The sequence below is a fragment of the Bradyrhizobium sp. TM233 genome (assembly GCF_036247965.1).
GTDB lineage: Bacteria > Pseudomonadota > Alphaproteobacteria > Rhizobiales > Xanthobacteraceae > Bradyrhizobium > Bradyrhizobium ottawaense.
Genome location: NZ_BTIG01000004.1, coordinates 403,016 through 428,118, shown reverse-complemented (window position 1 = coordinate 428,118; position 25,103 = coordinate 403,016). Strand labels below are relative to the sequence as shown.

The 25,103-nt window shown below is 63.6% G+C and carries 20 protein-coding genes; 15 read left to right on the top strand and 5 right to left on the bottom strand.

Translation table 11 applies throughout. The annotated features are described in order from the left end of the window. Positions 1 to 20: 20 nt before the first annotated feature. The 11 genes from AABA86_RS13190 to AABA86_RS13140 all read left to right on the top strand — a co-directional run bounded on the left by AABA86_RS13190 (position 21) and on the right by AABA86_RS13140 (position 11,390). On the top strand, positions 21 to 467 hold the full coding sequence (locus AABA86_RS13190; protein ID WP_212246589.1) for a MaoC family dehydratase: 447 nt from the start codon (positions 21 to 23) through the stop codon (positions 465 to 467). 88 nt (positions 468 to 555) lie between these two features. Continuing rightward, complete coding sequence (locus AABA86_RS13185; protein ID WP_212246587.1) at positions 556 to 1,053, top strand: hypothetical protein; 498 nt, start codon at positions 556 to 558, stop codon at positions 1,051 to 1,053. Positions 1,054 to 1,357: 304 nt separating this feature from the next. Beyond that, the gene (locus AABA86_RS13180; protein WP_212246585.1) at positions 1,358 to 2,509 is read left to right on the top strand and encodes a helix-turn-helix transcriptional regulator; all 1,152 of its coding nucleotides are present in this window, start codon (positions 1,358 to 1,360) and stop codon (positions 2,507 to 2,509) included. A 238-nt stretch (positions 2,510 to 2,747) separates the two neighbouring features. Then, on the top strand, positions 2,748 to 3,713 hold the full coding sequence (locus tag AABA86_RS13175; RefSeq protein ID WP_212246583.1) for a helix-turn-helix transcriptional regulator: 966 nt from the start codon (positions 2,748 to 2,750) through the stop codon (positions 3,711 to 3,713). Positions 3,714 to 3,835: 122 nt separating this feature from the next. Continuing rightward, positions 3,836 to 4,084 carry a DUF6894 family protein gene (locus AABA86_RS13170; RefSeq protein WP_212246576.1) on the top strand — a complete coding sequence of 83 codons (249 nt, stop codon included), beginning with the start codon at positions 3,836 to 3,838 and terminating at the stop codon, positions 4,082 to 4,084. 221 nt (positions 4,085 to 4,305) lie between these two features. Continuing rightward, positions 4,306 to 7,494 carry an autotransporter family protein gene (locus AABA86_RS13165; RefSeq protein WP_338307111.1) on the top strand — a complete coding sequence of 1,063 codons (3,189 nt, stop codon included), beginning with the start codon at positions 4,306 to 4,308 and terminating at the stop codon, positions 7,492 to 7,494. Positions 7,495 to 7,640: 146 nt separating this feature from the next. Then, positions 7,641 to 8,759 (top strand): helix-turn-helix transcriptional regulator, encoded by a 1,119-nt coding sequence (locus tag AABA86_RS13160; RefSeq protein WP_338307109.1) that lies wholly within the window; start codon positions 7,641 to 7,643, stop codon positions 8,757 to 8,759. A 107-nt stretch (positions 8,760 to 8,866) separates the two neighbouring features. Then, entirely contained in the window at positions 8,867 to 9,985 is a 1,119-nt protein-coding gene (locus AABA86_RS13155) for a helix-turn-helix transcriptional regulator (protein ID WP_338307107.1), read from the top strand. 253 nt (positions 9,986 to 10,238) lie between these two features. Beyond that, positions 10,239 to 10,475, top strand: a complete 237-nt coding sequence (locus AABA86_RS13150) for a hypothetical protein (protein WP_338307105.1) — start codon at positions 10,239 to 10,241, stop codon at positions 10,473 to 10,475. Further along, entirely contained in the window at positions 10,414 to 10,647 is a 234-nt protein-coding gene (locus AABA86_RS13145) for a hypothetical protein (protein WP_212246567.1), read from the top strand. Before AABA86_RS13150 ends, AABA86_RS13145 begins: the two co-directional genes overlap by 62 nt. Before the next feature lie 14 nt (positions 10,648 to 10,661). Further along, positions 10,662 to 11,390, top strand: a complete 729-nt coding sequence (locus AABA86_RS13140) for a sulfite exporter TauE/SafE family protein (protein WP_338307102.1) — start codon at positions 10,662 to 10,664, stop codon at positions 11,388 to 11,390. Here AABA86_RS13140 and AABA86_RS13135 read toward each other — a convergent pair. Continuing rightward, on the bottom strand, positions 11,387 to 14,587 hold the full coding sequence (locus tag AABA86_RS13135; protein ID WP_338307100.1) for an efflux RND transporter permease subunit: 3,201 nt from the start codon (positions 14,585 to 14,587) through the stop codon (positions 11,387 to 11,389). The two genes, AABA86_RS13140 and AABA86_RS13135, sit on opposite strands and share 4 nt — an antisense overlap. Positions 14,588 to 14,751: 164 nt before the next feature. Beyond that, positions 14,752 to 15,993 (bottom strand): efflux RND transporter periplasmic adaptor subunit, encoded by a 1,242-nt coding sequence (locus AABA86_RS13130; protein ID WP_212246551.1) that lies wholly within the window; start codon positions 15,991 to 15,993, stop codon positions 14,752 to 14,754. A 199-nt stretch (positions 15,994 to 16,192) separates the two neighbouring features. On the opposite strand from AABA86_RS13130, the gene AABA86_RS13125 reads away from it, so the two are divergent. Then, on the top strand, positions 16,193 to 16,795 hold the full coding sequence (locus tag AABA86_RS13125) for a TetR/AcrR family transcriptional regulator (RefSeq protein ID WP_212246550.1): 603 nt from the start codon (positions 16,193 to 16,195) through the stop codon (positions 16,793 to 16,795). Between the two features lie 61 nt (positions 16,796 to 16,856). Here the strand turns inward: AABA86_RS13125 and AABA86_RS13120 are convergent, their stop codons facing one another. Next, positions 16,857 to 18,944 carry a phospholipase D-like domain-containing protein gene (locus tag AABA86_RS13120; protein WP_338307097.1) on the bottom strand — a complete coding sequence of 696 codons (2,088 nt, stop codon included), beginning with the start codon at positions 18,942 to 18,944 and terminating at the stop codon, positions 16,857 to 16,859. 164 nt (positions 18,945 to 19,108) lie between these two features. Beyond that, the gene (locus tag AABA86_RS13115) at positions 19,109 to 20,584 is read right to left on the bottom strand and encodes an amidase (RefSeq protein WP_338307095.1); all 1,476 of its coding nucleotides are present in this window, start codon (positions 20,582 to 20,584) and stop codon (positions 19,109 to 19,111) included. Positions 20,585 to 21,107: 523 nt separating this feature from the next. Here AABA86_RS13115 and AABA86_RS13110 point away from each other — a divergent pair. Genes AABA86_RS13110 through AABA86_RS13100 form a run of 3 tightly spaced genes read left to right on the top strand, consistent with a single transcriptional unit; the run spans position 21,108 to position 24,736 of the window. After that, complete coding sequence (locus AABA86_RS13110) at positions 21,108 to 22,343, top strand: multidrug effflux MFS transporter (RefSeq protein WP_338307093.1); 1,236 nt, start codon at positions 21,108 to 21,110, stop codon at positions 22,341 to 22,343. Continuing rightward, positions 22,340 to 23,737 (top strand): guanine deaminase, encoded by a 1,398-nt coding sequence (gene guaD, locus AABA86_RS13105; protein ID WP_338307092.1) that lies wholly within the window; start codon positions 22,340 to 22,342, stop codon positions 23,735 to 23,737. The genes AABA86_RS13110 and guaD overlap by 4 nt, the downstream gene beginning before the upstream one ends. A 15-nt stretch (positions 23,738 to 23,752) precedes the next feature. Further along, complete coding sequence (locus AABA86_RS13100) at positions 23,753 to 24,736, top strand: antibiotic biosynthesis monooxygenase (RefSeq protein ID WP_338307091.1); 984 nt, start codon at positions 23,753 to 23,755, stop codon at positions 24,734 to 24,736. A gap of 24 nt (positions 24,737 to 24,760) precedes the next feature. Here AABA86_RS13100 and AABA86_RS13095 read toward each other — a convergent pair whose 3' ends face one another. Beyond that, the gene (locus AABA86_RS13095) at positions 24,761 to 25,102 is read right to left on the bottom strand and encodes a MerR family transcriptional regulator (RefSeq protein WP_338307195.1); all 342 of its coding nucleotides are present in this window, start codon (positions 25,100 to 25,102) and stop codon (positions 24,761 to 24,763) included. Position 25,103 lies beyond the last annotated feature (1 nt).

Genomic DNA, 25,103 nt, shown 5'->3' with positions numbered 1-25,103 from the left:
AATCATGGTGAGGCAAAATCATGGCGCCCGTCGAATGGTTCGACGATCTCGCGATCGGAATGCGGTTTAGATCCCCCGAGGTCGAGGTCACCGAGGCCGACATCAAGCGCTTCGCGGCCGAGTTCGATCCGCAGCCGATGCATCTCGACCACGAGGCGGCCAAGGCGACCCTGTTCAAGGGCCTTGCGGCATCGGGATGGCACACCGCGGCGATTGCCATGAACCTCGCGATCCAGACCCGCCCGTTCGGCCCGCATCCGCTGATCGGCGCCGGCGTCGACGGCCTGCGCTGGACGATGCCGGTGCGACCCAATGACCGCCTGCATCTGGTCGGGGAGGTCATGAGCCTGACGCCCTCGAAGTCGAAGCCGCAGGGCATCGCGCTGGTGAAATGGACCATGTTCAACCAGAGCGGCGAGGAGGTTTACACCTTCACCCCCATCGCGATCGTGCCGCGCCGGGGATAGGCACAGGCGCCGTTCCGCCCCGGGTAAGCCCTTGCGGCCCTCCCGCGGAGGTGGTCATCTCGGCCCGGGGAACGCGCTGGAGGCTGACATGAAACGATTCCTTCTTGCCGCTTTGCTGACCGCGGGCGCCTTAAGCGCCGGGCCGGCGTTTGCGCAACAATCCAAGGTCGGCGACTGGACCATCGAAAAGCGCACGAAGGACACGCATTGCAATGCGAGCCGTGGCTACAAGGACAAGGATGACGAGAACCGCGACTACGTCATCGTGATCACCTATTCCGAGAAGGCGATCGTGATCGTGATGATCTACGATGGCTGGGAATGGGAGAAGGTCGGCGAGATCCTTCGGGCCGATGTCGGCACGGATGATGCGGACATCATGAAGAAGGCGAAGTGGGAGGTCATGGACAAGACCACCGTGCGCGGCATCTTCGAGTACGACCAGTCGATGATGGACCGCCTGTCGAAGGCCAGGCGCCTGACGCTCGATTTCGAGGACGATGACGACGACAGCATCGAGATGCAGATACCGCGTGCGGGCGAAGCGCTGGCGGCGTTGAAGTTCTGCGAGGAGAATCGGAAATAGGTTGCCGCTGCCGGCTGCGAAGCCGGCGGGATGTCGGCGATGAAGTGGGTGGCAGCGAACCGGCGCGTGACTCATCGCACACAGTCCGCGCGCTGTTCGCATTTATCCTAGTCTTTGGCGAAACAGTCCAAGCCGCACCCTGCGGTTGACGTTACGCAAGCACGATGTTCGATATTCCAGCATCTGGCTGCAACGTTTTTTCCTTGTCGAAGGCGGCGATTGACCGGCCCGTCTTCTCCGTCAGTTCCCGGATCGCGAGCTCTCCGTCTCGGACGAGCCGCACGCAGATGGCCTCGTCCGTCCGATGACGACCCATCAGGCAAATCGGTTCTCGTCCCTCATCGGCGAGATCTACGACGCGGCGGTTGATCCCGCGTTGCGCAGCGGCGCGTTGGAACAGGTTTCGCAGTTCGTCGGTGGTTGCGCCGCGATGATCCTGTCCAGGGATTCAGCGCGGCTTTCGATCGAGATTCACCAGCATTTTGGAACCGACGCCCGCTTTCGTCAGCTCTATCGCGACCGGTATGTGGAGCTCGACCCTCTGCTCGACCGTCATCTCACCCTCGCGCCCGAACAGACGATCGGCGTGACCGACATCATGTCCCATGCGGATTTTCTCGAGACGAGCTTCCATCGCGAGTGGGTGGAACCTCAGGGCGCGATAGATCTTGCGACGGTCGCGCTCGAGAAGACGGCCGCGCGCACCACGATCCTGCAGGTGTTGCGCCATCGCTCCCGCGGAACCGTCGACGAGGCGATGCGCGAACGAATGCGGCTGCTCGCTCCGCACATCCATCGGTCGCAGATCATGGGCCGGCAGATCAGGGCACGCTCCCACACGGTGGACGACCTCGCCGACGTCCTCGACGGATTGAACACGGCGATCTGCCTGCTCGACGCGGACGGCCGGGTCGTCCATGCCAATGCGGCATGCCGCCAGTTGTTCGCCGATGCCAATCTGCTTGCGATGGTCGGCGACCGGATCGTGGCCCGCAACACCCAGACCGACAAAATATTCCGCGGCCTTTGCGAATTCGATGAAAGCACACATTCCGCCGCTCGTCGTCAGATCGAACTTGCGACGTCGGCCGATGGGCAGCATTATCTGCTCCATGCCGTTCCGCTGAAGCGGGATCGCAGCCTGCCGCGGGACATTGCAGCCACGATGCTCTTCGTTCAAAGAGCTTCCATGCTGCCGTTGCTCGCGGCCGATGCGATCGCAGCAGCCTTCAGACTGACGCCGTCCGAACTGCGCGTGCTCATGGCAATTATCGAGATCGGCGGTGTTCCCGACATCGCCGCAAAGCTCGGCATCGCCGAGACGACGGTGAAGACGCATCTCGGCCGCCTGTTCGAGAAGACGGGTGCCGGCAGGCAGGCCGATCTGGTGAAGATCGCCGCCGGCTTTGCCGTGCCGTTCGCGCGGCGAACGAACGGCGATGACGGCGCCGCGTGATTCATTTCACATGCCTTGATGTGACGTGCTGCGCTTTCAATCCATTGTGATGATTTGAGTTCGCGGGTCATCCGAATGCAGGACGCGAGTCATTCGAGACTTTCGTATATCGCGCTTCTCATAATTGAAGAGCAGCGAGCGCCGCGAAGCTTGCCACAACGGCATCGAACGCGCGTGTGAGGAAACGACAGCGTGTGGCCGGGTCTGCTCGTCGGCTGGAGAAATTGCAGTGGGCAGCATGATTGATTTTTCCGTTATCAACGTTTCAACGAACGAAATTCCCGAAAACGAGCGCATCCCGCTGCTTCGCGATTTCTATTGCCGCGGGGTGTTGAAGGCGGAGGTCGAGGCAAGGGAAGGAAAGCCGGCCGCGGCGAGCTTCACGTCTCACGTGTTGCCGGAAGCCCAGTTGCTGATCGGGGGCCTGTGCGGAGCGCGGGTCATTCGCACCAAGCAGCTGGTAGCCGATGGCGACGACAGCCTCGCCCTGATCGTGAACAGGTCCGGTGTTCTCGGCATATCCGAGCGGGGACACGATCTGAGGCTTCATGCAGGAGAGGCGGTGCTGACGAGCGCGGAGGACGTCACGACGTTCGAGCGAATGTCGCTGGGAAGCTGCTTCTCGCTGCGCGTGCCGAGGCGCGTGCTGGCGCCGATGATCGTGGACGTCGACGATGCCGTGATGCGCGTCATGCCGGAAAGCTCCGCCGGACTGAGGCTGCTGGTCGACTACGCGGTAACGCTGGTGCGGGAGAAGGCGTTCGTGGCGCCCGCGCTGCGGCAGCTCGGGGTCGGGCATCTGCACGATCTGCTGGCGCTCGTCCTCGGTGCCACCGGTGAAGCGCGGGAGCTGGCCGGACGGCGCGGCGTCAAGGCGGCGCGGCTCCAGAAGGCGAAAGTCTCCATCGCCAACAATTGCTGGCGGCAGGATCTGTCGGTGGCCTCGGTTGCCCAGGAGCTCGGCGTGACGCCGCGCTATCTCCAGCGCCTGTTCGAGGCCGACGGCAAGACGTTCTCATCATTCCTGATCGAGCAACGCGTCAAGCGCGCGCATCGCATGCTGCGGGAACCCGGATATGCCGAGCGAACGGTGAGCTCGATCGCCTACGATGTCGGCTTCGGCGATCTCTCTTATTTCAACCGCTGCTTCCGGCGCACCTACAACGCGACGCCGAGTGACATCAGAAGCGGCGAGATGTCGTGACCGCACGCGACTGAATTCCAGCCATCTGCCGATTTCAATCAGCAGACAGGGATCTGACGTGATCCTTGATTGCGAAACCATGACCCATGCGTTGCGTGCGGCATCCGCAGCCGGAGTATTGAATGCGCCGTTTCTTTTTCGACCTCCTGGTCGGCAACATCGTGAAGATCGACCCGGGCGGTATGGTGTTCGAATGTGCGGAAGCGACATTCGTGGTGGCCAACGAGATGGCAAACCATCTGTTCGTCTGGCGTGACGATCTGCGCGACCGCGACGCCTGGATCCGCGTCAGGGACAACAGCGGGCGCGAAATCTATCGCGCGCCGGTCTGGGCGGAGAATGCGGAGAAGGTCGGTTGGGACCAGGCGTGAGCTCCGCTCGGTGTAGCAACTCTGCACCAGTTCGGCGTGAACCGCATTCGGTTCGTTCTGGGCTGAAACGCGGTCGTTTCCGTCCAAGTCGGACGGGTCGGCTAAATCTACCTTGGCGCTAAGTAATTCAAATGTTCGCGTCCGTCCCCTTCGATCGGAGGAGGCGGGCGGGCCATGCCTGCACGGATTTCACGCGTGAGCGTCGATGGGGAATGACGACAATGAACGAGACGGTTCTGGGTGACATGGCGCGGCGTTCTGTGCGGCGATCGATACGCTTTCTCGCGCCGGCAGTGCTGGTCATGCCGATCCTCGCGGGAGGCCGGGCCGAGGCAGCGTGCACGCCCTCCTCCCCAGTCAACAACACGACTGTGAACTGCACCGGCACGACGACGAATGCGAACGGACTGGATGGCTACGGCACTGTGACTGACGTTGGCGACACCTACAACATCGGCTCGGGAGCGACCCTGACCGGCACGCGCGAAGGACTTATATTCGAGACCGGAACGGTCAATAATTCGGGCATGATCAAGGGCGTCTCCTTTGGCGTTCTTTCGAGTCGCAGCGCCTTCATCAGCAACGTCGGATCTGCATCGATCATTACTGCTGATGGAAATGGCTCTGCCGCAATAGGAGGGTTTGAGCTTCACATTCGCAACGAGGGCTTCATCACCGAGACGGCAGTCGGCGGAATCGGGATCGACGGAGGAAACAACGACAGAAACGAGGTTATCAACTTCGGAATCGTGGCTGCCGACAGTGTGGCTATTCGTAGTACGGGGGCACTGGCGGTCACGAATCAAGGCTTTATTCAATCTCTTTCTGCGAACGGAACTGCCATCGATGGGAACACCCAGGTTACAGTCAAAAGCAATAGCGGGGCGATTACGGGAGCCCTTGGAGCGATCAGATCGGGATTTCGATCGGTCGACGTGACAAATGAGAGCGGCGGCTCAATTGAGGGCACCACTGCGAATTCCACGGCTATTCTCGCTGCAATAGACGCAAAGGTCGCCAACAGCGGGCGGATCAAGGCGGGCAGCACCGCAATCCGGGCCGGGGACGTCGTCTTGATCAACACCGTCACTGGTACGATTTCCTCCAACGGCGACGGCGTCCTCGCCGCTGTCGACAAGGCGATGGAGAAGGGTAACGCAACGGTCACCAACGCGGGCTCGATCCTTGCCACGTCCTTGGCCATCGTCGCCGACAAGACTGCAACCGTAGTCAACTCTGGAACCATTGCCGGCGGCTCGGGCGGGATCGAGGCAGGGAGCGTGATCCTCACCAACCTTGCCGACGGTAACGTGAGGGGCGGCAAAGCAGTCTTCGCCCTCAACTCTGCCGTCGTCGATAATGCCGGCGCCATCACCGGAACGGCAAGCGACGGCATCGGGATCTTTGCCGGCGACAGCGCAACGGTTCGCAACAGCGGCGTGATCACCGGCGTCGTGGCGGGCATCCGCTCTAATGGGACCGTGGATGTGACCAATACGGGACGGGTCAGTGCGACCGATCCCAGTGGAATAGGAATCCAGGCAGACCACGGAACGATCGTAAACGCGGGCGAGATCCTGGGGTCGCAGGCTGTCAACGTCACGCACGACATTTCGGTTTCGAATTCAGGCACGATCTCAGGCGACGTTCTCGGAATATTGGCAAGCGGTGCCACGATCAGGAATTCGGGGGTGATTGCGGGAGCAAATTCTGCGTTCGCGATAGCGACGGTGCGGGCGCTCGATCTGGACAATTCCGGAACAATCCGGGGGACCGGCGGGTCATACGGGATTCAGGTTGGGACAGCAGGATCGATCCTCAATTCCGGGAGCATCATTGCAGACGGGCTGGCGATATCTCATCTCGCCGCGTCGGACGCAGCGCTCACCGTAGCAAACGCGACCTCTGGCATGATCTCCGGCGGCGGCGGGATAGCATCAGCGGGGACGGTGAACCTCGTCAATTTGGGCACGGTCCGGGCCACAGATCCAACGGGCGGCCTTGCGGTAAACGGCAATTTCGTCAACGCCACCAATAGCGGGTTGATCACGGGCGCAATCGGCATCCTTTCGCACGACGTCGCCAACATCACAAATTCTGGCACGATCACGGGTACCGGTGGGACGGCGATCAAGCTGTCGGGCGCGGCCGACACGCTGACGCTGCTGTCGGGCTCGAAGATCAACGGCGTGGTCGATTTCGGCTTCGGTGCGGACGTCGTCAACGTCAACCTGTCGCCGATGAGCAGCAAGGTGTCTTCGCTGACGACGATCAATCTGCCGACCTTCGTCAACTTCGAGGGAACTATCAATACGAACATCTCCGGCGGCAGCTTCAACGGCCCATCGGTCGTCTCCGGCACCACGCTCGCCACCCTCGACCCCACCGCGCTGGCGCAGACCGACCGCTCGCTGATGGATTTCACCGGCGGCGTCTCCTCGCTGGTGCAGAGCCGCCTGAGCGGCGGCGCCGGGCCGGCCGGCAGCAACATGATGGCGATGGCCTACGCACCGGAGACGGCGCAGGCCGGTCCCTTCACCAAGGCACCGCGCAGCCTGTGGACCGATCCAGCGCCGATCACAGTCTGGGCCAACAGCTTTGGCGGCCAGCGCATCCAGGACGAGACCACGTCCACGCTGCGCGCGACCTCGACGGCCTGGGGCGGGGCGATCGGCATCGACCGCAAGCTGCAGCCGGACTGGCTGGTCGGCGCCTTCCTCGGCGGCGGGCAGGGCGGTCTCTCGGTCGATCTCAACTCGCAATCGGTCGACACCAATTACGTATTCGCGGGCGCTTACAGCCGGTTCGAATGGGCTTCGCAGTTCTTCGACTTCACGATCCAGGGCGGTAACGCCGATAACAAATCGCGTCGGCTGGTGCTGAACAACGCCGCTGTCGGCGGCATGGAGACGGCGACGGCGAATTACAGCGGGTGGTACGTCAGCCCGGAAGTCGCCTACGGCTACAGGCTCAACGTCGGCGACGGCTATGTGCTGACGCCGACGGCGCGGCTGCGCTATGTCGCGGGCCGGTTCGACGGCTACAGCGAGACCGGTTCGGCGCAAGGGCTGTCGGTCGGCGGCCGCACGCTGCAGGACTTCGAGGAGCGCGGCGAGGTCGATCTCTCGCGGGTGACTAGCTTTGGCGGCGGCGAACTCAAGGCCAATATCCATGGCGGCGTCATCGCGCTCCAGCGGGTCGGCGACACCAGCATCAACACGGTGCTGCTTGGGCAAAACCTGTCCTTCGTGACGCCCGGCAGCCGCAGCACCGTCGGCGCGGTGGCCGGTCTCGGCTTCGACTACCGCACCGGGGCCAACGTGTCGGTGTTCGGCGCGGTCGAAGGCATGATGATGTCCGACCAGAGCCGCACCGGCACGGCGAAGGGCGGCGTTCGCGTCGCGTTCTGAGCCGGCATCAGCCCTGGCGGCTTGAATGCGATGCCGCCGGCCGGGCACCATCCGCCCGGCCGGCGCCTCCTCCTCCGATCGGAGGATGCGGCATGCTGCGGTTATGTTAGGCTCCCGGCATTGATCATTCAGTGCCATTTTGAGCCATGCACGGATCGCGAAAGCTGCCAGATCTCGTCGAGTCCATCTACGATGCCGGGCTCGATCCCTCGCTGTGGAACAACGTGGTGGCCGGCATCCGGGATTTTGTCGGCGGCCAGGCCTGCGGGCTGTTCTCGAAGGATTCGATCAGCAAATCCGGTGTCACGCATTATTATTGCGGAGCGGACCCGCACTACATCCAGCTCTATGCCGAGACCCATTCGAAGTTCGATCCGCTGACGGTCCTGCCGCCACACGGCCGGATTGTGAGCATTCCGGATCTCGTCCATTTCGATGAGTACCGGCGCGGGCGCTTCTACCAGGAATGGATGGAGCCGCAGGGGTGCAGCGATGCGGCCAATGTCGTGCTCGAGATGTCGAATGCGAACTGCCCGGTGATGATGACCGTGCTGTCGGGCCGCCGCATGGTCGATCGGCGCATGAAGCAGCGCCTCTCGCTGCTCGTGCCGCACGCCAGCCGCGCGCTGCTGATCAACCGCGCCATGACCGCGCAACTGACGCTGGCGACGGCGCTGGCTGATGTCCTCGACAGTTTGACGGTCGGGATCTTTCTGGTCGACGGCTTCTGCCGCCTGGTGCATGCGAATTCGGCCGGTCAGGACCTGCTCGCGGCCGATGATTTGGTGCGGTCCGTTGCCGGGCAACTCGTGACCAGCAGCACTGAGGCCAATCAGACGCTACGCAGGGCGTTTGCGGGCCACCGTGACGGTACAGTGCTTGCCGCAGGCGGCCATGCGATTCCGCTATTGTCCGCCACCGGTGAGCGCTACGTCGCTCACGTGCTGCCGTTGTCGTCCTTGCTGCGCAACGGCAGCGAGCGCGTGGTCGATGCGGCCGGTGCGCTGCTTGTGCGCAAGGTGTCGCTCGGTGGACAATCCTGCGGCGAATTGATCGCGCGGGCTTTCGAGCTGACGCCGGCGGAGCTCCGCGTGTTCCTGTCGATCGTCGAAGTCGGCGGCGTCCCGGAGACGGCGGCTACGCTCGGTATCGCGGAGACGACCGTGAAAACGCATCTGCATCGTGTCTTCGCCAAGACCGACGTGTCCCGGCAGGCCGATCTGGTCAAGCTCGCGGCGGGATTTGCCAACCCGCTCGTCCACTGACAAATCGCCGCCGACGTTGAACCTTTTTCTCCCGCGACAGACTCACAGGAGCCGCCGGGCACGAAGATCGTTCCGCAAATCTCCGAATTTGACCATTGGCTCTTTCGATGCTCCGACCTCCACGACATTCCGAGCTGATCGAGAGCATCTATGATGCGGGACTCCACCCTGAGTTGTGGAGCGACGTCGTCGTCATGCTCAATGCGTTCATCGGCAGCCAGGCCTGCGGCCTGATTTCGAAGGATACGGTCAGCAAATCGGGGGCTACCCATTATTACTGCGGAGTCGATCCGCGCTACATCCAGCTCTATTCCGAGACCTACTCCCGGTACGATCCGCTCGCCCGGCTTCCTGGGTATGGCGAGGTGCGCAACATTCCGGATCTCGTGAATTTCGACGAGTACCGCCGCGGGCGCTTCTATCAGGAATGGCTGCGCCCGCAGGGCTGCATCGACGTCGCCAACGTGGTGCTGGAGCAGTCGAAGTCGCCGTGCCCGATGTTGCTGACGGTCATCCCGGGCAGGGAGATGCTCGACGCCGAGCAGCGCGCGCGCATGAAGTTCCTGGTCCCGCATGCGAGCCGCGCGCTCATGATCAACCGCGCGATCGAGCGGAAGCAGCAGCGCGCGAGCGCGCTGGCCGACGTCGTCGACCGCCTGAATGCCGGCGTCATCCTGCTCGATGCAGCCTGCCAGATCGTCCACAGCAATCCGGCGGCCGAAACGATCTTGGCCGCCGACGACGTCCTGCGCTCGATCTCGGGCCGGCTGGTGACGAGATCCTCCGAAGCCAATCTGGCCCTGCGCAATATCTTCCGCGATCCGGGCGAGGTGGCGGTCGCTGCGGCCGACGGTCGAAAGATCCCTCTGACGTCGCATGACGGCTCGCACTACGTCGCGCATGTGATTGCGTTGCCCTCGCTGCTGCGCGATGGCGCGACCGAGCGCACATCAGCCGTCGGGGCCTTGCTTGTCTGGAAGGCGGAACTCGACAGCCGCTCATGTGCCGACCTGATCGACCGCACGTTCGAGCTGACGCCGGCGGAACTCAGGGTTCTGCAATCGATCGTCGAGGTCGGCGGTGTGCCGGAGACCGCGGTCGCATTGGGGATCGCCGAGACGACGGTGAAGACGCATCTTCATCGCGTCTTCGCCAAGACCGGCGTGTCCCGTCAGGCCGATCTCGTCAAGCTTGCAGCGGGATTCTCCAATCCGCTTCTGCACTGACGCGCACGCGCGTCGCGTGACTCTTCGCTGCAGCACGCGGACAGGTTCAAACAGAGACATCATTTGAAAGTTATCGCGCGTCATTCGATCGAATGACGCGATTTTTTGCGTTCTCTTCTACAGACACGTCACACGATTTCTTGTTCGACGTATCAGACTTCTTTGTGAAGCAACTCACAGCAGGCTGGGGTGAATCTCACCATTCTCTCGCGCAGGTTGAGAGGAGATCGTCATGCGAAGGACGTCACTTGCCATGGTCGACAAGTTCCGCGACATCGTCGCTCGCGTCGGCGCCGTGTTCCGTGAGCAACGCAAGATCGAGGCCCGGCGCGCATTGCAGCGTTATCACCACTTGCTGGCCCAGCCCGGCGACACATTGCCCTTGAACGAGATCATTCCGGTCAGCAAGCAAGAGGATATTTCAGGAAATGCCCACGGATCTGATGCGCGCGAGCGCGCCGCCGACCAACCCGCCTACGAGCGCGCGTAATTTCAACGTGGTCGCGATCGCGCTGACCGCGGCGCTCGTCGCTCTTCAGCTGGTCGGGCTGGCGCTTCTTGAACGATCCCACGCTCACGCGATGCACGTGTCGTTTCCGCGCGAGGCGGCCGCCTGCACCGAGAGCCCGGATGCTGCCGTTCCGCAGATTCCCTACGATTGACCGGAGGACGGTCCGTGCCTGATGTCACGACTCTGATTCTGCTTAGCGTTGCCGTCTTCGCCGGTGCCTTCGTTTCTGGGCTCTCGGGTTTCGCGTTTTCGGCCGTCGCGGGCGCGATCCTGCTGCGGGTGTTTCAGCCGCTCGAAGCCGTGCCGCTGATGATGGCGTGCAGCATCGGCGTGCAGGCGACCAATCTGTGGGCGCTCCGGCGCAGCATTCGCTGGGAGGGCAGTCTGCTGCTGATCGTCGGTGGATTGATCGGTGTGCCCATCGCGGTGTCGCTGTTGCAGAGCGCGGACACGCATCTGCTCAGGCGCGGCTTCGGTATCATCGTCGCGCTCTATGCGGCCTATATGCTGCTGCGCCCGACGCTGGTGACCGCCGGCGAGGCGGTCGGCCGGCACTGGGTCGCGCTGATCGGATTCGGAGGAGGGCTCGTCGGCGGGCTGACGGCGATGCCGGGCGCAATCCCGACGATCTGGTGCGACATGCGCGGCATGCCCAAGAGCGAGCAGCGCGGGCTGGTGCAGCCTTTCATCGCCGCGATGCAGATCTTCGCGATCGTTCTGCTGGTCGGACACCAGGACCTGTCTTCGAAAGTCTTCGTCGATCTCGCGGTCAGCCTGCCGGCGCTGTTCGCCGGTTCCGCGCTCGGCGTGATCGCCTTTCACCGCGTCAACGAGACGGTCTTTCGCAAGACCGTGCTCGTCCTGTTGCTGATCTCGGGGATCTCCCTGGTCTAGTGTCCAGGATTCGTGATTGAACCCTGGATCGGCGCAGCGCTGATGTCGCTGCCGTGATGCACCAGCGGCTTGTTGCCCGTGACGGTCCGCAGCAGCACATAGAAGACCGGTGTCAGGAACAGGCCGAAAACGGTGACGCCGATCATGCCTGAGAACACGGCGACGCCCATGGCGCGCCGCATCTCCGAGCCGGCTCCGGTCGAGAGCACCAGCGGCAGCACGCCCATGATGAACGCCATCGAGGTCATCAGGATCGGGCGCAGCCGCAGCCGGCTCGCCTCGATCGCGGCCCGGATCGGCGTGCGTCCGGCGAATTCGAGCTCGCGCGCGAATTCGACGATCAGGATCGCGTTCTTGGCCGAGAGTCCGACGAGCACGATCAGGCCGATCTGGGTGAAGACGTTGTTGTCGCCCTTGGAGATCCAGACTCCGAACATCGCAGCGAGCAGGCCCATCGGCACGATCATGATGATCGAGAGCGGCAGTGTCAGGCTCTCATAAAGCGCGGCCAGCACCAGGAACACCAGGAGGATCGCGAGCGGGAATACCCAGATGCCGGAATTGCCGGCGATGAACTCCTGATAGGTCAGATCGGTCCATTCGAAGGCAAAGCCGGGCGGCAACGTCTCCGCAGCAATCCGTGTCGCAGCCTCCTGCGCCTGACCGGACGAGAAGCCGGGCGCCGCTGCCGCGTTGATGTCGGACGACAAGAATCCGTTGTAGCGGATCGCGCGCTCCGGTCCCGCGCTCTGGCGGATCGTGAGCAGCGCCGACAACGGCACCATGTCACCGGAGAACGAGCGCACCTTCAATTGTCTGATGTCGTCGGCACGGGCGCGGAACGGCGCATCGGCCTGAACCCGGACCGAATAGGTGCGGCCAAACTTGTTGAAGTCGTTGACGTAGTAGGAGCCCAGGTAGATCTGGAGCGTGTTGAAGACTTCAGTCACGGGCACGCCAAGCTGCAGTGCCTTGGTGCGGTCGATGTCGGCGAACAGCTGGGGTACGTTGACCTGGAAGCTGGAGAACGCCCCGGCGATCTCCGGCGCCTTCTGCATCGCCGCCATGAACGCGTTCGTCGCCTCGTTCAGCGCCTCGTAGCCGAGACCGGCGCGATCCTCGATCTGCAGCTTGAAGCCGCCGATGGTGCCAAGGCCTTCGACCGGCGGCGGCGGGAACATGGCGATGAAGGCTTCCTGGATGCCGGCATATTTCTTGTTCAGCTCGGCCGCAATGGCGTTCCCGCTCATGTCCGCGCCCTTGCGTTCATCGAACGGTTTCAGCGTCGAGAACACGATGCCGGCATTGGACGAGTTGGTGAAACCGGAGATCGACAGGCCGGGGAATGCCACCGAACTCTCGACACCGGGCTGGGTCAGCGCGATGTCGCTCATCTTGCGGATCACCTCTTCGCTACGGTCGAGCGTCGCGCCGTCGGGCAGGCGCGCGAAGCCGACGAGGTATTGCTTGTCCTGGCCCGGTACGAAGCCGCTCGGCACCTGCTGGAACAAGAATGCCGTGAGGCCGACCAGTACGATATAGAGACCCATGACGGCGGCCTTGCCCGAAATCACCTTAGTCACGGTGCCGCTGTAGTTCTCCGAGGAACGTGCGAACGCCCTGTTGAAGCCGCGGAAGAACCAGCCGAGGCCCTTTTCCATGATGATCGTCAGCCGGTCTTTCGGCTCGTTGTGGCCCTTGAGCAGCAAGGCGGACAGCGCAGGCGACAGGGTCAGCGAGTTGACGGCCGAGATCACGGTCGAGATCGCGATCGTCAGCGCGAACTGCTTGTAGAACTGTCCGGTGAGGCCGGAGATGAAGGCGAGCGGCACGAACACCGCGATCAGCACCATGGCGATCGCGATGATCGGGCCCGAGACCTCGCGCATCGCCTGATAGGTGGCGTCGCGCGGCGACAGCCCGCCCTCGATGTTGCGCTCGACGTTCTCGACCACGACGATGGCGTCGTCGACGACGATGCCGATGGCGAGCACGAGCCCGAATAGGCTGAGCGCGTTGATGGAGAAGCCGAACACGTGCATCACGGCAAACGTCCCGACGATCGAGACCGGCACCGCCAGCAGCGGGATGATCGATGCCCGCCAGGTCTGCAGGAACAGGATCACAACCAGCACCACCAGCGCGATCGCCTCCAGCAGCGTGTGGACCACCGCCTCGATCGAGGAACGCACGAACTGCGTGGGATCGTAGACAATCTGGTAGGACACGCCCTCCGGCATGTTCTTCTTGATCTCGGCCATGGTGGCGCGGACGCTGTCGGAAATCTGCAGCGCGTTGGAGCCGGGGGCTTGGGAGATCGGGAGAGCGACCGCCTGCTTGTTGTCGAGCAGCGAACGCAGACCGTAGTCGGACGCGCCGAGCTCGATCCGTGCGACGTCGCGCAAGCGTACGACTTCGCCGCGCGTCCCGGTCTTGACCACGATGTCGCCGAACTGCTCTTCGTTGCCGAGGCGTCCTTCGGCATTCACCGAGAGCTGCAGGTCGATGCCCTTCACGTTCGGGGAAGACCCCACCACGCCCGCGGCGGCTTCGACGTTTTGGGCCTGGATCGCCTTGACGATATCGCTTGCGGTCAGGCCATGCTCGGCGGCCTTCTGTGGATCGACCCACACCCGCATCGAATAGTCGCCGGCGCCGAAGAGCTGGACGTCGCCGACGCCATCGATCCGCGCGAGCCGGTCCTTGACGTTGAGCACCGCATAGTTGCGCAGATACGTCATGTCGTAGCGGCCGTTCGGCGAGAGCAGATGGACGACCATGGTCAGGTTCGGCGAGGACTTCTTGGTGATGATGCCGAGCTGGCGCACCACGGCCGGCAGGCGCGGCTCGGCCTGCTGCACGCGGTTCTGCACCAGTTGCGTCGCCTTATCAGGGTCGGTGCCGAGCCGGAACGTCACCGTCAGCGTCATCGCGCCGTCGGTGGTCGCCTGGCTCGACATGTAGAGCATGTTCTCGACGCCGTTGATCTGCTCCTCGATCGGGGTCGCCACCGTCTCCGCGATCACCTTGGGATTGGCGCCGGGATAGGTGGCGCGCACCACGACGGAGGGCGGTACCACGTCCGGGTATTCCGAGATCGGCATCGCGAACAGCGAGATCAGGCCGGCGAGGAAAATCAGGACCGACAGCACGCCGGCAAAAATCGGACGATCGATGAAGAATTTCGAGAGATTCATGGCTTTGCCCCTGGGCAATATCAACCCGATCTCCGATCGCCTCACCGTCATTCCGGGGCGTGCGCGTAGCGCGCGAACCCGGAATCCAGAGGTGGAGTGATCGGAGTTTCGTAAGCTCGAGATCCCGGGTTCGCGCTACGCGCGCCTCGGGATGACGGACAGCACTAGCGTTGCACCACGTCCTGGTTGCTGTGGTTGGACGCCTGCTGCCCTCGCGCGCCCATCGCCGCGACCTCCGTCTTGAGGAGGGCGCCGGGACGCACGCGTTGCAGACCGTTCACGACGATGCGGTCGCCGGGCTTCAGACCCGCAGTGACGATGCGCAACCCGTCCACGGCGCCGCCGAGCGTGACCGGACGGTAGACCGCGCGGCTGTCGTCGCCGACCGCCATCACGAACTTCTTGTCCTGGTCGGTGCCGATCGCGCGCTCATCGATCATCACCAGTGTCTGTTGCTTCGGCTGGCCCATGCGCACGCGGGCGAACTGGCCGGGGATCAGGCGCCCGTCCTCGTTCTGGAACACCGCGCGCACCCGGATGGTGCCGCTCTGGCCGTTGACCTGGTTGTCGATGAGCTGGATGTGGCCTTTTGCGGAGAGGCCGCCGGAGGTCGCCATCTCCACGGGGATCTGGTCGAGTTTTCCGCGCGCGCCCTTGGCGTCGGCGATCGAGTTCAGCGCGCGCAGCACGACCTCTTCGTCCGCATCGAAGGACGCATAGATCGGATTGACCGAGACCAGCGAGGTCAGCACCGGGGAGGCCGTGCCGGCGGCGACGAGATTGCCGACGGTGATCTCGATCTTGCCGACGCGACCGTCCACGGGCGCGCGCACCTCGGTGTAGTCGAGATTGAGCTTTGCCGTCTGGAGCGTCGCCTCGGCCGCCTTCACGCTGGCGATCGCCTCGCGGTTGGCGTTCTCGCGCTGGTCGAAATCGCGGCGTGTCACGACGGCGTTGCCGACCAGCTGCGCGCCGCGTTCGACCTCGCTGTTGGTGAATACCACGCGCGCCTTTGCGGCCTCGAGCTGGGCGTTGGCCTTGTCGACCTCGGCGGCGTAAGGCGCCGGATCGATCTTGAACAGCACGTCGCCCGCCTTCACCAGCGCGCCTTCGGTGAAGTTGGTGGAGAGGATCGCACCGGCAACGCGGGGGCGGAGCTCGACGCGATTGATGGCTTCCAACCGGCCGGAGAAGTCGTCCCACAGCGCGGTCTGCCGCGGCTCGATCATGGCGACGGTGACGGGCACTGCCTGTTCAGCCGCGGCGGCCGTTGCGGTTGCCTGGGCGGCGCGAAGATAGTGGCCGGTCGCGATTGCGCCAGCCACGGCAAGGGCGCCGACGATGGCAACGCCGCCGAGAAGGCGGCGGAAACGGCCGGTGCGGGAGGTATATTGGGTGGGGGGCATTTGCGCGCTCCAGATATGTAGTGTTCACTACAGATGTGGAGCTGGATGTCGCACTGCAAGATACTTATGTACCATTCACTAAGAAAATTGTAGCTGCTTACCGCGACGATTGGAAGACACAAGAAAAATAAAGCGAGAACAATTAGATAGGAAGCGGGGTTAGGCTGATACGGGCCGCCGATTCCGAGGAGACAGGCACATGCGCATGGGACGTCCCCGCGAATTCGACGCCGAAACGGCGTTGGACCAGGCGATGGAAGTGTTTTGGCGCCATGGTTATGAGGGTGCCACCATCGCCCAGCTGACCGAGGCCATGGGCATCAATCCGCCCAGCCTCTATGCCTGTTTCGGCAATAAGGAAGGCCTGCTGAAGGCTGCGCTCGACCGCTACACCAAGCTGCGCGGCGTCTGGATGGACGAGGTGGTGGCCGCATCCACCGCCCGCGACGTCGCCGAGCGGATGCTGATGGGCATCGCCGAGAAGCAGACCGATCCGGCCAATCCGCCCGGCTGCCTGCTCGTGCAGGGCGGCATCGCCTGCGGCACCGGCTCCGAGAACGTTCCCTTCGAGCTCGCCGCCCGCCGTGCCCAGAACGAGGACCAGCTCCGCGACCGTTTTATCCGCGCCAAGGCGGAGGGCGATCTCAAGGAAAGCGCCGACCCCGCCGCACTCGCGCGCTACGTCTCGGCGGTCGCGGTCGGCATGGGCGTGATGGCATCCTCGGGCGCGGATCGCGACGCGCTGCAGCAGGTGGCGAGCGTCGCCGTGCAGGCGGTCGAGGCGCAGTCGACGCGAGAGTAGGGCTCAGGCCAGAGAACGCCTCTTGCCTGTCCGGCCCGCAAACTCTCCGAGGCGAGGGGCGTTACGCTTTCTTGGCTGATTTCTTCTTCTTGGCCGTTTTCTTAGCAGCTTTCTTGCCAGTCTTCTTGGCGGTCTTCTTTTTGGTCGCCTTCTTTGAGGTTGCTTTCTTCTTTGCGACCTTCTTCTTCGCGGCTTTCTTCTTTGCCGTCTTGTTCGCGGTCTTTTTCGCTGTCGTCTTCTTGGCAGTCGTCTTCTTCGCGGTTGGTTTGTGTCCAGCCGGTGCGGGCTCCGCCACTCCGTTGTTGGCCGACGACAGCCAGAACCGGAGCTCCGGTGATTTTTCAGAGGCGTTGTCGATGTAATTGTCCTGCCAGTGGTCGTCCTCGTGAAGAGGCTTGCCGAACCGATCCGGGTATTTGTGCAGCCAGTAGCGCCACGCATAGTGATCGTAGACGTCGAGGACATGACAGGCATAGGCCTGCGCGAGGCCGCGATGGCCGCGGACAATCACCATGTTCTCGTCGTTGTTGCTCGACGCCCGATAGCCGAGATTGTGAGACCCTGTGATCACGGTGCAATTGTCGCTGAAGGGATCGATGACCACGATCTTGTTGTGGATGATGGCGTGGCCGTATTTGTAGAGCTCGCCCTCCCAGGCTCCGAAGGCATCGTTCTTGGTCAGCGAACCCGCCGGAATCGCGCGGTAGTCGGGTTCGCTGCTCTTCTTCGCCTTTCCCTTGGCCTTCGCAGCTCCCTTGGCCGCCTTCTTCTTCGGCTTGCCGGCTTCGCCGATAACCGCGACGTGCATGTCCTCGCCGTCGCCGTGTTCCGACTCGTTGCCGCGATGCAGCGCGTCGTTGAAATTTCCGGCGCGTTGCGTGCTGGTGAGGGCACCGCGCACAAACAGGTTCGGGTTGTTCGCGAGTGCCTGGCCCGCGGCGTCGAGAATCGAGTTGTTGCCGGGATCGAAGGCAAGAAACAGCACCGCTTGCTTGGCACCATTGACCAGTTCGAACATCCGCGTGACGTCGTTCGGTTTCTCCTTGGGCGGGCTCGTCAGCGGCTTCTCGGTGTTGGGCGAGAACATGAGCTCGATCTTGGTCTTGCCGTCCTCCAGCGTGATCGGCTGTTTGGCGTTGTTGTCGTGAGCCCAGGTTCGCAGCGTCTCGCCTTGAAGCGCTTTCTGATTGCCTGAAGCCTGATCGACGTCCTTCTTCAACTCGTTCCAATACTCGAAGTAGCGTTGCGCCACGCGTTCAGACTCGATGACCAGGGCGTTGTTGGTCTGCGTACAGAGGCCGCTGCTGGTCCAGTTGGTCGATCCGGTCAAGACGGCGGTCGGCGTGTCTGCCTGTGTGAGCACCATGAACTTGTTGTGGGGGATGCGGCCCTTCTGGACGATGCGGTCTATGACGGGAACGCCGGCCTTCTTCAGGGCCGCGCGGTTGTCAGCATCCGCATCCTCGATGTCCTCGTTGGTCTTATCGTCGTGGATCCATTCGTTGCCGAGGATCACGGTCCGGCTTGTCGGCTTGCCCTTGTCGGCGGCCTGCAGGCGGACCTCGAGTCCCTTGGGATCGTCGAGCTCATACAAGGCGGCATTGATCTTGCCATTCGACGCGTCGGCGCGGTCGAGCAGCGAGGTGACGCCCTCGAAGATCTGCCCCATCAGGCGCGCGCGCAAGGTATCCGCAGGGTTGGTAATATGCCCCTTGAGGATATTGATGTCGGCCTTGTCGCCCAAGGCATGAATGACCGACTGGGAGGCCACGATGCCGCGATTGAAATAGGCCTTGAACGGCGGCCTGTCCGGAGTGAGCGTGATGTCGTTGCTGGTGAGTTCTTCGACATCCGCGAGCGGCGTGAGTTCTCCTGGCGTCCCCCCCATGGCGACGATGCGGTAGCGATAGCTGTGGCCCCGATGTGCATAGAGGTCCTTCCACCAGAATTTCTGAATTGGGGCCTGTGCCGTGGTCAGGTGGGCCCCAACGTCCTGGGATGCAAAGCGCGCGAGCGCCGGCAGCGCGATTTCAATATTCGTCCCGAGGTCGCGCTGATAGACGGCAAAGCCGAGACAGTCCTTCAATCGCTTGTCAAAGGTCCATGCTACGAGTGCGATGTCGTTGTTGGCAAAGGCGAGTGCGGGCATGAAATTGCTCCCAAATATCTCTTTGCAAAATAATGGGCAGTTTTGCACGGGAACTACCTAAAGGCTAGATTAAATCTATCGACTACCTCAGGTTTTCACGGTCCGGGTGCGCCTTGGCTTGTTTCCGGGCCATCCGCTGAGTCGACTTGGAATCAAGATGCATGTCAGAGCGTTGGCGGTGGCACGAAGCCACCGAACTCGCGCTCGATCAGTCCGGCGAGCGCAATCGTCGTGCGGTCCTCAAGATAAGGCCCGATGATCTGGACGCCGACCGGCAGGCCCGTCGCCGTGCGCTCGATCGGAACGGCGGTCGCCGGCAAACCGCAGGTCGAGGCCGGGTCCGCCCAGATGAAGCACGCATCGGAGTAGTTGTAGAGCTTTCCATCGATGTCGAGTTGCCGGGCGTCGAACGGCTCGGAATGGTCATGCGGAAAGGCCGGCACGGCAGCGGCCGGGTAGACCACCGCGTCGAAGTCACGGAACAGCTCCCGCCACCGTTGCTGCAGTTGCAGGCGCGCTGCATCGGTCGCGAGCCATTCACGGTGCATCATGGCCCAGCCGCGGGCGCGCTCGGCCTCAAGGCTGCGGTCGTCGGACGCGAGTGCCGCGGCAAGTCCTCGCGCGTCTTCGAGGGCGGCCGGTGTCAGGCGCGGGCTTCGCGCGGCGTTCAGCAGTTTCATGTAGAGCCGGGCCGACTCGGCGAGATCGGGCAGCGACGTGCTCGCGCGCGCGACCCGCGCGCCCGATCTGCCGAGCCGCTCGGCCAATCGCCCGATGGCTGAGCGCACCGCGTCGCTCGTCGGCATCAGTGGATGGGTGTCGACCACGAGGATCCTGAAATCCCCGAGATGGTCATGGCGCGGGGCGGGCAGTGCAAGCCGATAGCCGATCCCGTCGCGCGTCTCGTCGGGGCCGGCAATCACGTCGAGCGACAAGGCGAGGTCCGAGGCCGTGCGCGCCATCGGCCCAACGACCGCGAGATCGCCCTGGCCGGGGACGGGCGGTGCCGGCGGCAGGCTGTATCCGCGCAGCGGGACCAGGCCGAGGCTCGGCTTGTGGCCGAACACGCCGCAGAAATGCGAGGGGACGCGGATCGAGCCGCCGATATCCGAGCCGATCGAGAGCGGACCGAACCCCGCGGCCAGTGCCGCGCCCGATCCACCCGAGGAGCCGCCGGGCGACCGGCCGAGGTCCCAGGGGTTGTTGGTCGTCCCGTAGATCTCGTTGTAGCTCTGGAAATCCCGCAGCCCGATCGGGATGTTGGTCTTGCCGATGACGACGGCGCCGGCCGCCTTCAATCGCGACACGACGAGGGCGTCCTCCGCCGGCTGGAAATCCCTGAAATGCGGAAAGCCCCAATTCGTCGGCAGGCCGGCGACGTTGAACGGCTCTTTCAAGGTCACGGGGATGCCGAGCAACGGCAGCCGCTCGCCGCGGCCAAGCGCGGCATCGGCGGCGCGCGCGGCCGCTCTTGCGCGATCGAAATCGCGAACGATGATCGCGTTGATCCGTCCGTCCAGCGCCGCGATGCGCGCGATGGTGTGCTCGAGCAGTTCCGACGCGGATATCTTGCGGGTGTGCAGGGCGCTCGCCAGTGCTCTGATCGAGCCGTAGTTCAAGTCAGCAGCATCTGCGGTCATCACGAACTCCAATGTAGCTCATCGCGCGGTCGACGCTACCCTCGCTGCCGATCGCTCGGGGCACCGAATGTGCGATCTTTGAAATGGGATGAGGAGGCGGCGCAATGGACGCCCGATCTGCTTGCCGGTGGCACCGATGCGAAAGGCCGGGTTTCAAAGCAGCTATGCCTTCCGACCCGTTAACGGATCGGCGCGACGGCGGAATTCACAATCGGCCATCCTGCGAGTCTGCGCCTGCTTTGCCCGACGTGTCAAACGTTCGCGCTGGCGGGCCTTCGCGCCGTGCGGCGCGAAATTCTTCAATGATTTGTACTTTGCATGGGGTTGTTTTCGCGTTTTTTGCTTCGACCTGTCCCGGGGCCAGAGCATCAGCCGTCAGCGACCGTATCGATACGGGCACCCTAAGAATTCCTACACACAGTTCTGGCACGCTCCCGCGCGTCAAGTTCCGCAACCTGCATCGTCGCGTCTCATTGCTTGCACGAAAAGACGGGGCCCGCGGAGATCGAAGGGGGCGTTGCTCATGACCGCACTTGCTTCGGACGCCGGTTGCGCGAAGCGAGGGATCGTGCCGATCCTGCTGTGCGTCGTGCCGTTCAGCCAGATTCCGCTCGATGCCTACACGCCCGGCCTGCCGCAGATGGTGGTGGATCTCGCCGCCGATCCCGCCTCGATGCAGAACACCGTCACCGCCTACATGCTCGGCATGAGTCTGGCGCTGGTGCCGGTCGGCATCGCCTCCGACACGCTCGGGCGCCGCAACGTTTTGCTCGCAGGCCTGTCGGTGCTCATCGCGATGAGCATCGCCTGCGCGCTCGCCACCAGCGCCTCGCTGCTGCTTGCGCTGCGCTTCCTGCAAGGGATCGGCGGCTGCACCTGCCTCGTCGTCGCCTATGCGGTCGCGGCCGACTGCTTTCGGGGGCGAGAGCTCACGGCGATCTCCGGCCTGCTTGGCGCTGCCTGGGGGCTCGCGCCCGTGCTTGCGCCAGCGGCCGGCGGCTTCATCGTCGAGCTGACGTCCTGGCGCGGCGTCTTCGTCATCATTGCGATTGCCGCGGCCATCGTCGCTGCGATCGTCGTGCTGCTTCTGCCCGAGACGTTGTCGGCAGAGCGGCGCGCGCCGTTCGATCCGCGCCGTACCGCTGGTATCCTGCGCGACGCGATTGTCCGTCCGCGTTTCCTGGCTTTCGTGCTGGTGTTTGCCGCGGCGGCGAGCGCGCAGCTGGCGTTCGGCGTCGTCGCGCCGTTCTTCTACCAGACCGGCCTCGGTTATTCCGCGGCGATCTACGGCCTCGTCGCGCTCGGCCTCGGCGCGGTCAATCTCGCCGGCGAGCTCGGCTGCGCGCATTTCGCGCGCGTCATGCCGGCGCGCCTGCTGGGCTTCGGCGCCTTCGCGCTGTTTCTTGCCGGCTCGGCGGTGCTGACCGTCACAGGCATGGCCGTCGGTCTCGATTTCGCATCGATCACGATCGGCGGTGCGCTGGTGCTCGGCGGCTGCGGCGTGCTGTGCCCGATGATGTACGGCATGGCGCTCGGCCTGTTCGAGCGCGATCACGGCCTGATCGGCGGTCTCATCAGCGCGCTTTGCTATCTCGCCGTGAGCGGGGCCATGGCGATCGCAGCGGTGCTGCCTGAAGCAACCCAAGCGCCAATCGGATGGCTCTATCTCGGCCTCTGCGCCGTTGCGGGAACGCTGCTCGCGATCTCGCTGCCGTCGGCGCACCACGCCACACAGTCTCAGGAGGGAACACAATCATGACCACGGTCGGTATTCGCGGCACGTTCTTCGACTTCGTCGACGATCCCTGGAAGCACGTCGGCAACGAGCAGGCCGCCGCGCGCTTTCATCAGGACGGCCTCATGATCGTCACCGATGGCGTCATCAAGGCGTTCGGTCCGTATGACAAGATTTCTGCCGCGCATCCGGGCGTTGAGATCAGCCACATCAAGGACCGCATCATCGTCCCCGGCTTCATCGACGGCCACATTCATCTGCCGCAGACCCGCGTGCTCGGGGCCTATGGCGAGCAGCTGTTGCCGTGGCTGCAGAAGTGGGTCTATCCGGAAGAGCTGAAGTACCGGGATCGCGACTACGCGCGCGAGGGCGTCAAGCGTTTCCTCGACGCGCTGCTGGCCTCCGGCACCACCACCTGCCAGGCCTTCACGAGCTCCTCGCCTGTTTCAACCGAGGAACTGTTCGAGGAAGCGGCCCGCCGCAACATGCGCGTCATCGCAGGCCTCACCGGCATCGATCGCAACGCGCCGGCCGATTTCATCGATACGCCTGAGAATTTCTATCGCGACAGCAAGCGGCTGATCGCAGAGTATCACAACAAGGGCCGCAACCTCTACGCCATCACGCCGCGCTTCGCCTTCGGCGCCTCGCCGGAGCTGCTCAAGGCCTGTCAGCGCCTCAAGCACGAGCATCCGGATTGCTGGGTCAACACGCACATCTCCGAGAACCCGGCCGAATGCAGCGGCGTCCTCGTCGAGCATCCGGACTGCCAGGACTACCTCGGCGTCTACGAGAAGTTCGACCTCGTCGGTCCAAAGTTTTCCGGCGGCCATGGCGTCTATCTCTCGAACAACGAATTCCGCCGCATGTCGAAGAAGGGCGCGGCGGTGGTGTTCTGCCCGTGCTCGAACCTGTTCCTCGGCAGCGGCCTGTTCCGCCTCGGCCGCGCCACCGATCCCGAGCACCGGGTGAAGATGTCGTTCGGCACCGACGTCGGCGGCGGCAACCGGTTCTCGATGATCTCCGTGCTCGACGACGCCTACAAGGTCGGCATGTGCAACAACACGCTGCTCGACGGCAGCATCGATCCCACGCGGAAGGATCTTGCGGAGGCCGAGCGCAACAAGCTCTCGCCCTATCGCGGCTTCTGGTCGATCACGCTCGGCGGCGCCGAAGGCCTCTACATCGACGACAAGCTCGGCAATTTCGAGCCGGGCAAGGAGGCCGATTTCGTTGCACTCGATCCGAACGGCGGACAGATCGCGCAAGCGTGGCACCAGTCGCTGATCGCTGACGGCGCTGGCCCGCGCACGATGGACGAGGCCGCGAGCATGCTATTCGCCGTCATGATGGTCGGCGACGATCGCTGCGTCGACGAGACCTGGGTGATGGGCAAGCGTCTCTACAAGAAGGGCTGAAGCGGACCAACGCTCATGAGCGCATCTCCTGACACAGCCGGCCAGCCTGTGGCCCTCGTCATCCAGCGCCGCATCACTGATGACGGTTTTGCCGCGTTCGCGCGGTGGAACGGGGAGGTGGGCGAGGCGCTCAAGGCCTGGCCCGGTTTCCTGGGGCAGGAGGTGGTGCCGCCGCAGCCGCCGGCGCATGTCGACTGGGTGACGATTTTGCGTTTCGCCAGTCCGGCCGCGGCGCGCGCCTGGCTCCAGAGCGAGGTGCGGGCGCGGCTCATCACCGAGGTGCAGCGCTTCTTTGTCGGTTCGGAGGACGTCCATATCCTGCCCGACACCGGCGTTCAGCGCGACAGCGCGGTGTCGGCCGTCATCTCCTTCAAGGTCCCGGATGGACTCGAGGACGCGTTCCTCAAATGGCAACAGCGCATCCAGGCCGCCGAGGCTGAGTTCAAGGGATTTCTGCGCCACAAGATCGAGCGGCCGATTCCGGGCCTGCGCGACGAATGGATCGTCATCCTGTCGTTCGACACCGATGCCAACCTCAATGCCTGGCTGGGCTCGCCGTTGCGGCAGAGGTTGCTGAAGGAGGGCGAGCGCTTCAACGCCGGCATGAACGTGAAGCGCGCGAGCTACGGTTTCAATTTCTGGTTTCCCGCCGGCAAGGCCCAGGCGCCGGAGCAAGGCGCAGGCCTGATCTGGAAGAGCAACCTCATCGTCCTCCTGGTGCTCTATCCCGTGGTCTATCTCTGGGGAACTTTCATCAGCGCGCCGCTGATCGACAGAAACGGCGTGCCGGTCTGGCTGTCGCTGTTCGTCGGCAATCTCGTCAGCACCCAGTTGCTCGGGTGGTGGCTGGTGCCCGCAGCTTTCAAGGCGCTCGACTGGTGGGTCGCGCCGAAGGCGGCGATCAGTCGCCAGATCGCGGGCTATGCACTTCTTGCCGCGCTCTACGCCGCCTCGATGGGGCTGTACGCGCTGCTGCTTGCGTGGCATTGGGGCCGGTGAGGCCCTTGGCTTACGATCCGGCGATCAGTTCACGCTCGACAGGTAGCCTGCCAGAATTGTCCGGCTCTGGCTGAGCGTCTCGATCCGTTCATCGATGAGGCTGACCTGCTGCGCAAGTATCCTGCGCAGATTGTTGCACGGCGTAAATTCCGGATCGTTGTTCCTCACGCAGGGAAGCAATTGCTGGATCGTTTCGAGCGTCATCCCGGCCGCGCCAAGCATCTTGATCCGTCGAACGGTTTCCTCTTCCGGCAGGCCATAATCGCGATAGCCGGAGTCTGTCCGCTGCGGTGCAAGCAGTCCCTCGGTTTCGTAATAGCGCAGCATTCGGACGCTGACTCCCGTCCTGCGGGAGAGCTCGCCAATC

What these genes read in the sequence shown, in the direction of transcription:
- AABA86_RS13160 (WP_338307109.1), top strand. Translation starts at nt 7,641, where the DNA reads ATGCACGGATCGCGAAAGCTGCCAGATCTCGTCGAGTCCATCTACGAT.
- AABA86_RS13155 (WP_338307107.1), top strand. Translation starts at nt 8,867, where the DNA reads ATGCTCCGACCTCCACGACATTCCGAGCTGATCGAGAGCATCTATGAT.
- AABA86_RS13180 (WP_212246585.1), top strand. Translation starts at nt 1,358, where the DNA reads ATGACGACCCATCAGGCAAATCGGTTCTCGTCCCTCATCGGCGAGATC.
- AABA86_RS13100 (WP_338307091.1), top strand. Translation starts at nt 23,753, where the DNA reads ATGAGCGCATCTCCTGACACAGCCGGCCAGCCTGTGGCCCTCGTCATC.
- AABA86_RS13120 (WP_338307097.1), bottom strand. Translation starts at nt 18,944, where the DNA reads ATGCCCGCACTCGCCTTTGCCAACAACGACATCGCACTCGTAGCATGG.
- AABA86_RS13170 (WP_212246576.1), top strand. Translation starts at nt 3,836, where the DNA reads ATGCGCCGTTTCTTTTTCGACCTCCTGGTCGGCAACATCGTGAAGATC.
- AABA86_RS13190 (WP_212246589.1), top strand. Translation starts at nt 21, where the DNA reads ATGGCGCCCGTCGAATGGTTCGACGATCTCGCGATCGGAATGCGGTTT.
- AABA86_RS13110 (WP_338307093.1), top strand. Translation starts at nt 21,108, where the DNA reads ATGACCGCACTTGCTTCGGACGCCGGTTGCGCGAAGCGAGGGATCGTG.
- AABA86_RS13185 (WP_212246587.1), top strand. Translation starts at nt 556, where the DNA reads ATGAAACGATTCCTTCTTGCCGCTTTGCTGACCGCGGGCGCCTTAAGC.
- AABA86_RS13165 (WP_338307111.1), top strand. Translation starts at nt 4,306, where the DNA reads ATGAACGAGACGGTTCTGGGTGACATGGCGCGGCGTTCTGTGCGGCGA.
- AABA86_RS13175 (WP_212246583.1), top strand. Translation starts at nt 2,748, where the DNA reads ATGATTGATTTTTCCGTTATCAACGTTTCAACGAACGAAATTCCCGAA.
- AABA86_RS13115 (WP_338307095.1), bottom strand. Translation starts at nt 20,584, where the DNA reads ATGACCGCAGATGCTGCTGACTTGAACTACGGCTCGATCAGAGCACTG.
- AABA86_RS13150 (WP_338307105.1), top strand. Translation starts at nt 10,239, where the DNA reads ATGGTCGACAAGTTCCGCGACATCGTCGCTCGCGTCGGCGCCGTGTTC.
- AABA86_RS13135 (WP_338307100.1), bottom strand. Translation starts at nt 14,587, where the DNA reads ATGAATCTCTCGAAATTCTTCATCGATCGTCCGATTTTTGCCGGCGTG.
- AABA86_RS13145 (WP_212246567.1), top strand. Translation starts at nt 10,414, where the DNA reads ATGCCCACGGATCTGATGCGCGCGAGCGCGCCGCCGACCAACCCGCCT.
- AABA86_RS13130 (WP_212246551.1), bottom strand. Translation starts at nt 15,993, where the DNA reads ATGCCCCCCACCCAATATACCTCCCGCACCGGCCGTTTCCGCCGCCTT.
- guaD (WP_338307092.1), top strand. Translation starts at nt 22,340, where the DNA reads ATGACCACGGTCGGTATTCGCGGCACGTTCTTCGACTTCGTCGACGAT.
- AABA86_RS13125 (WP_212246550.1), top strand. Translation starts at nt 16,193, where the DNA reads ATGCGCATGGGACGTCCCCGCGAATTCGACGCCGAAACGGCGTTGGAC.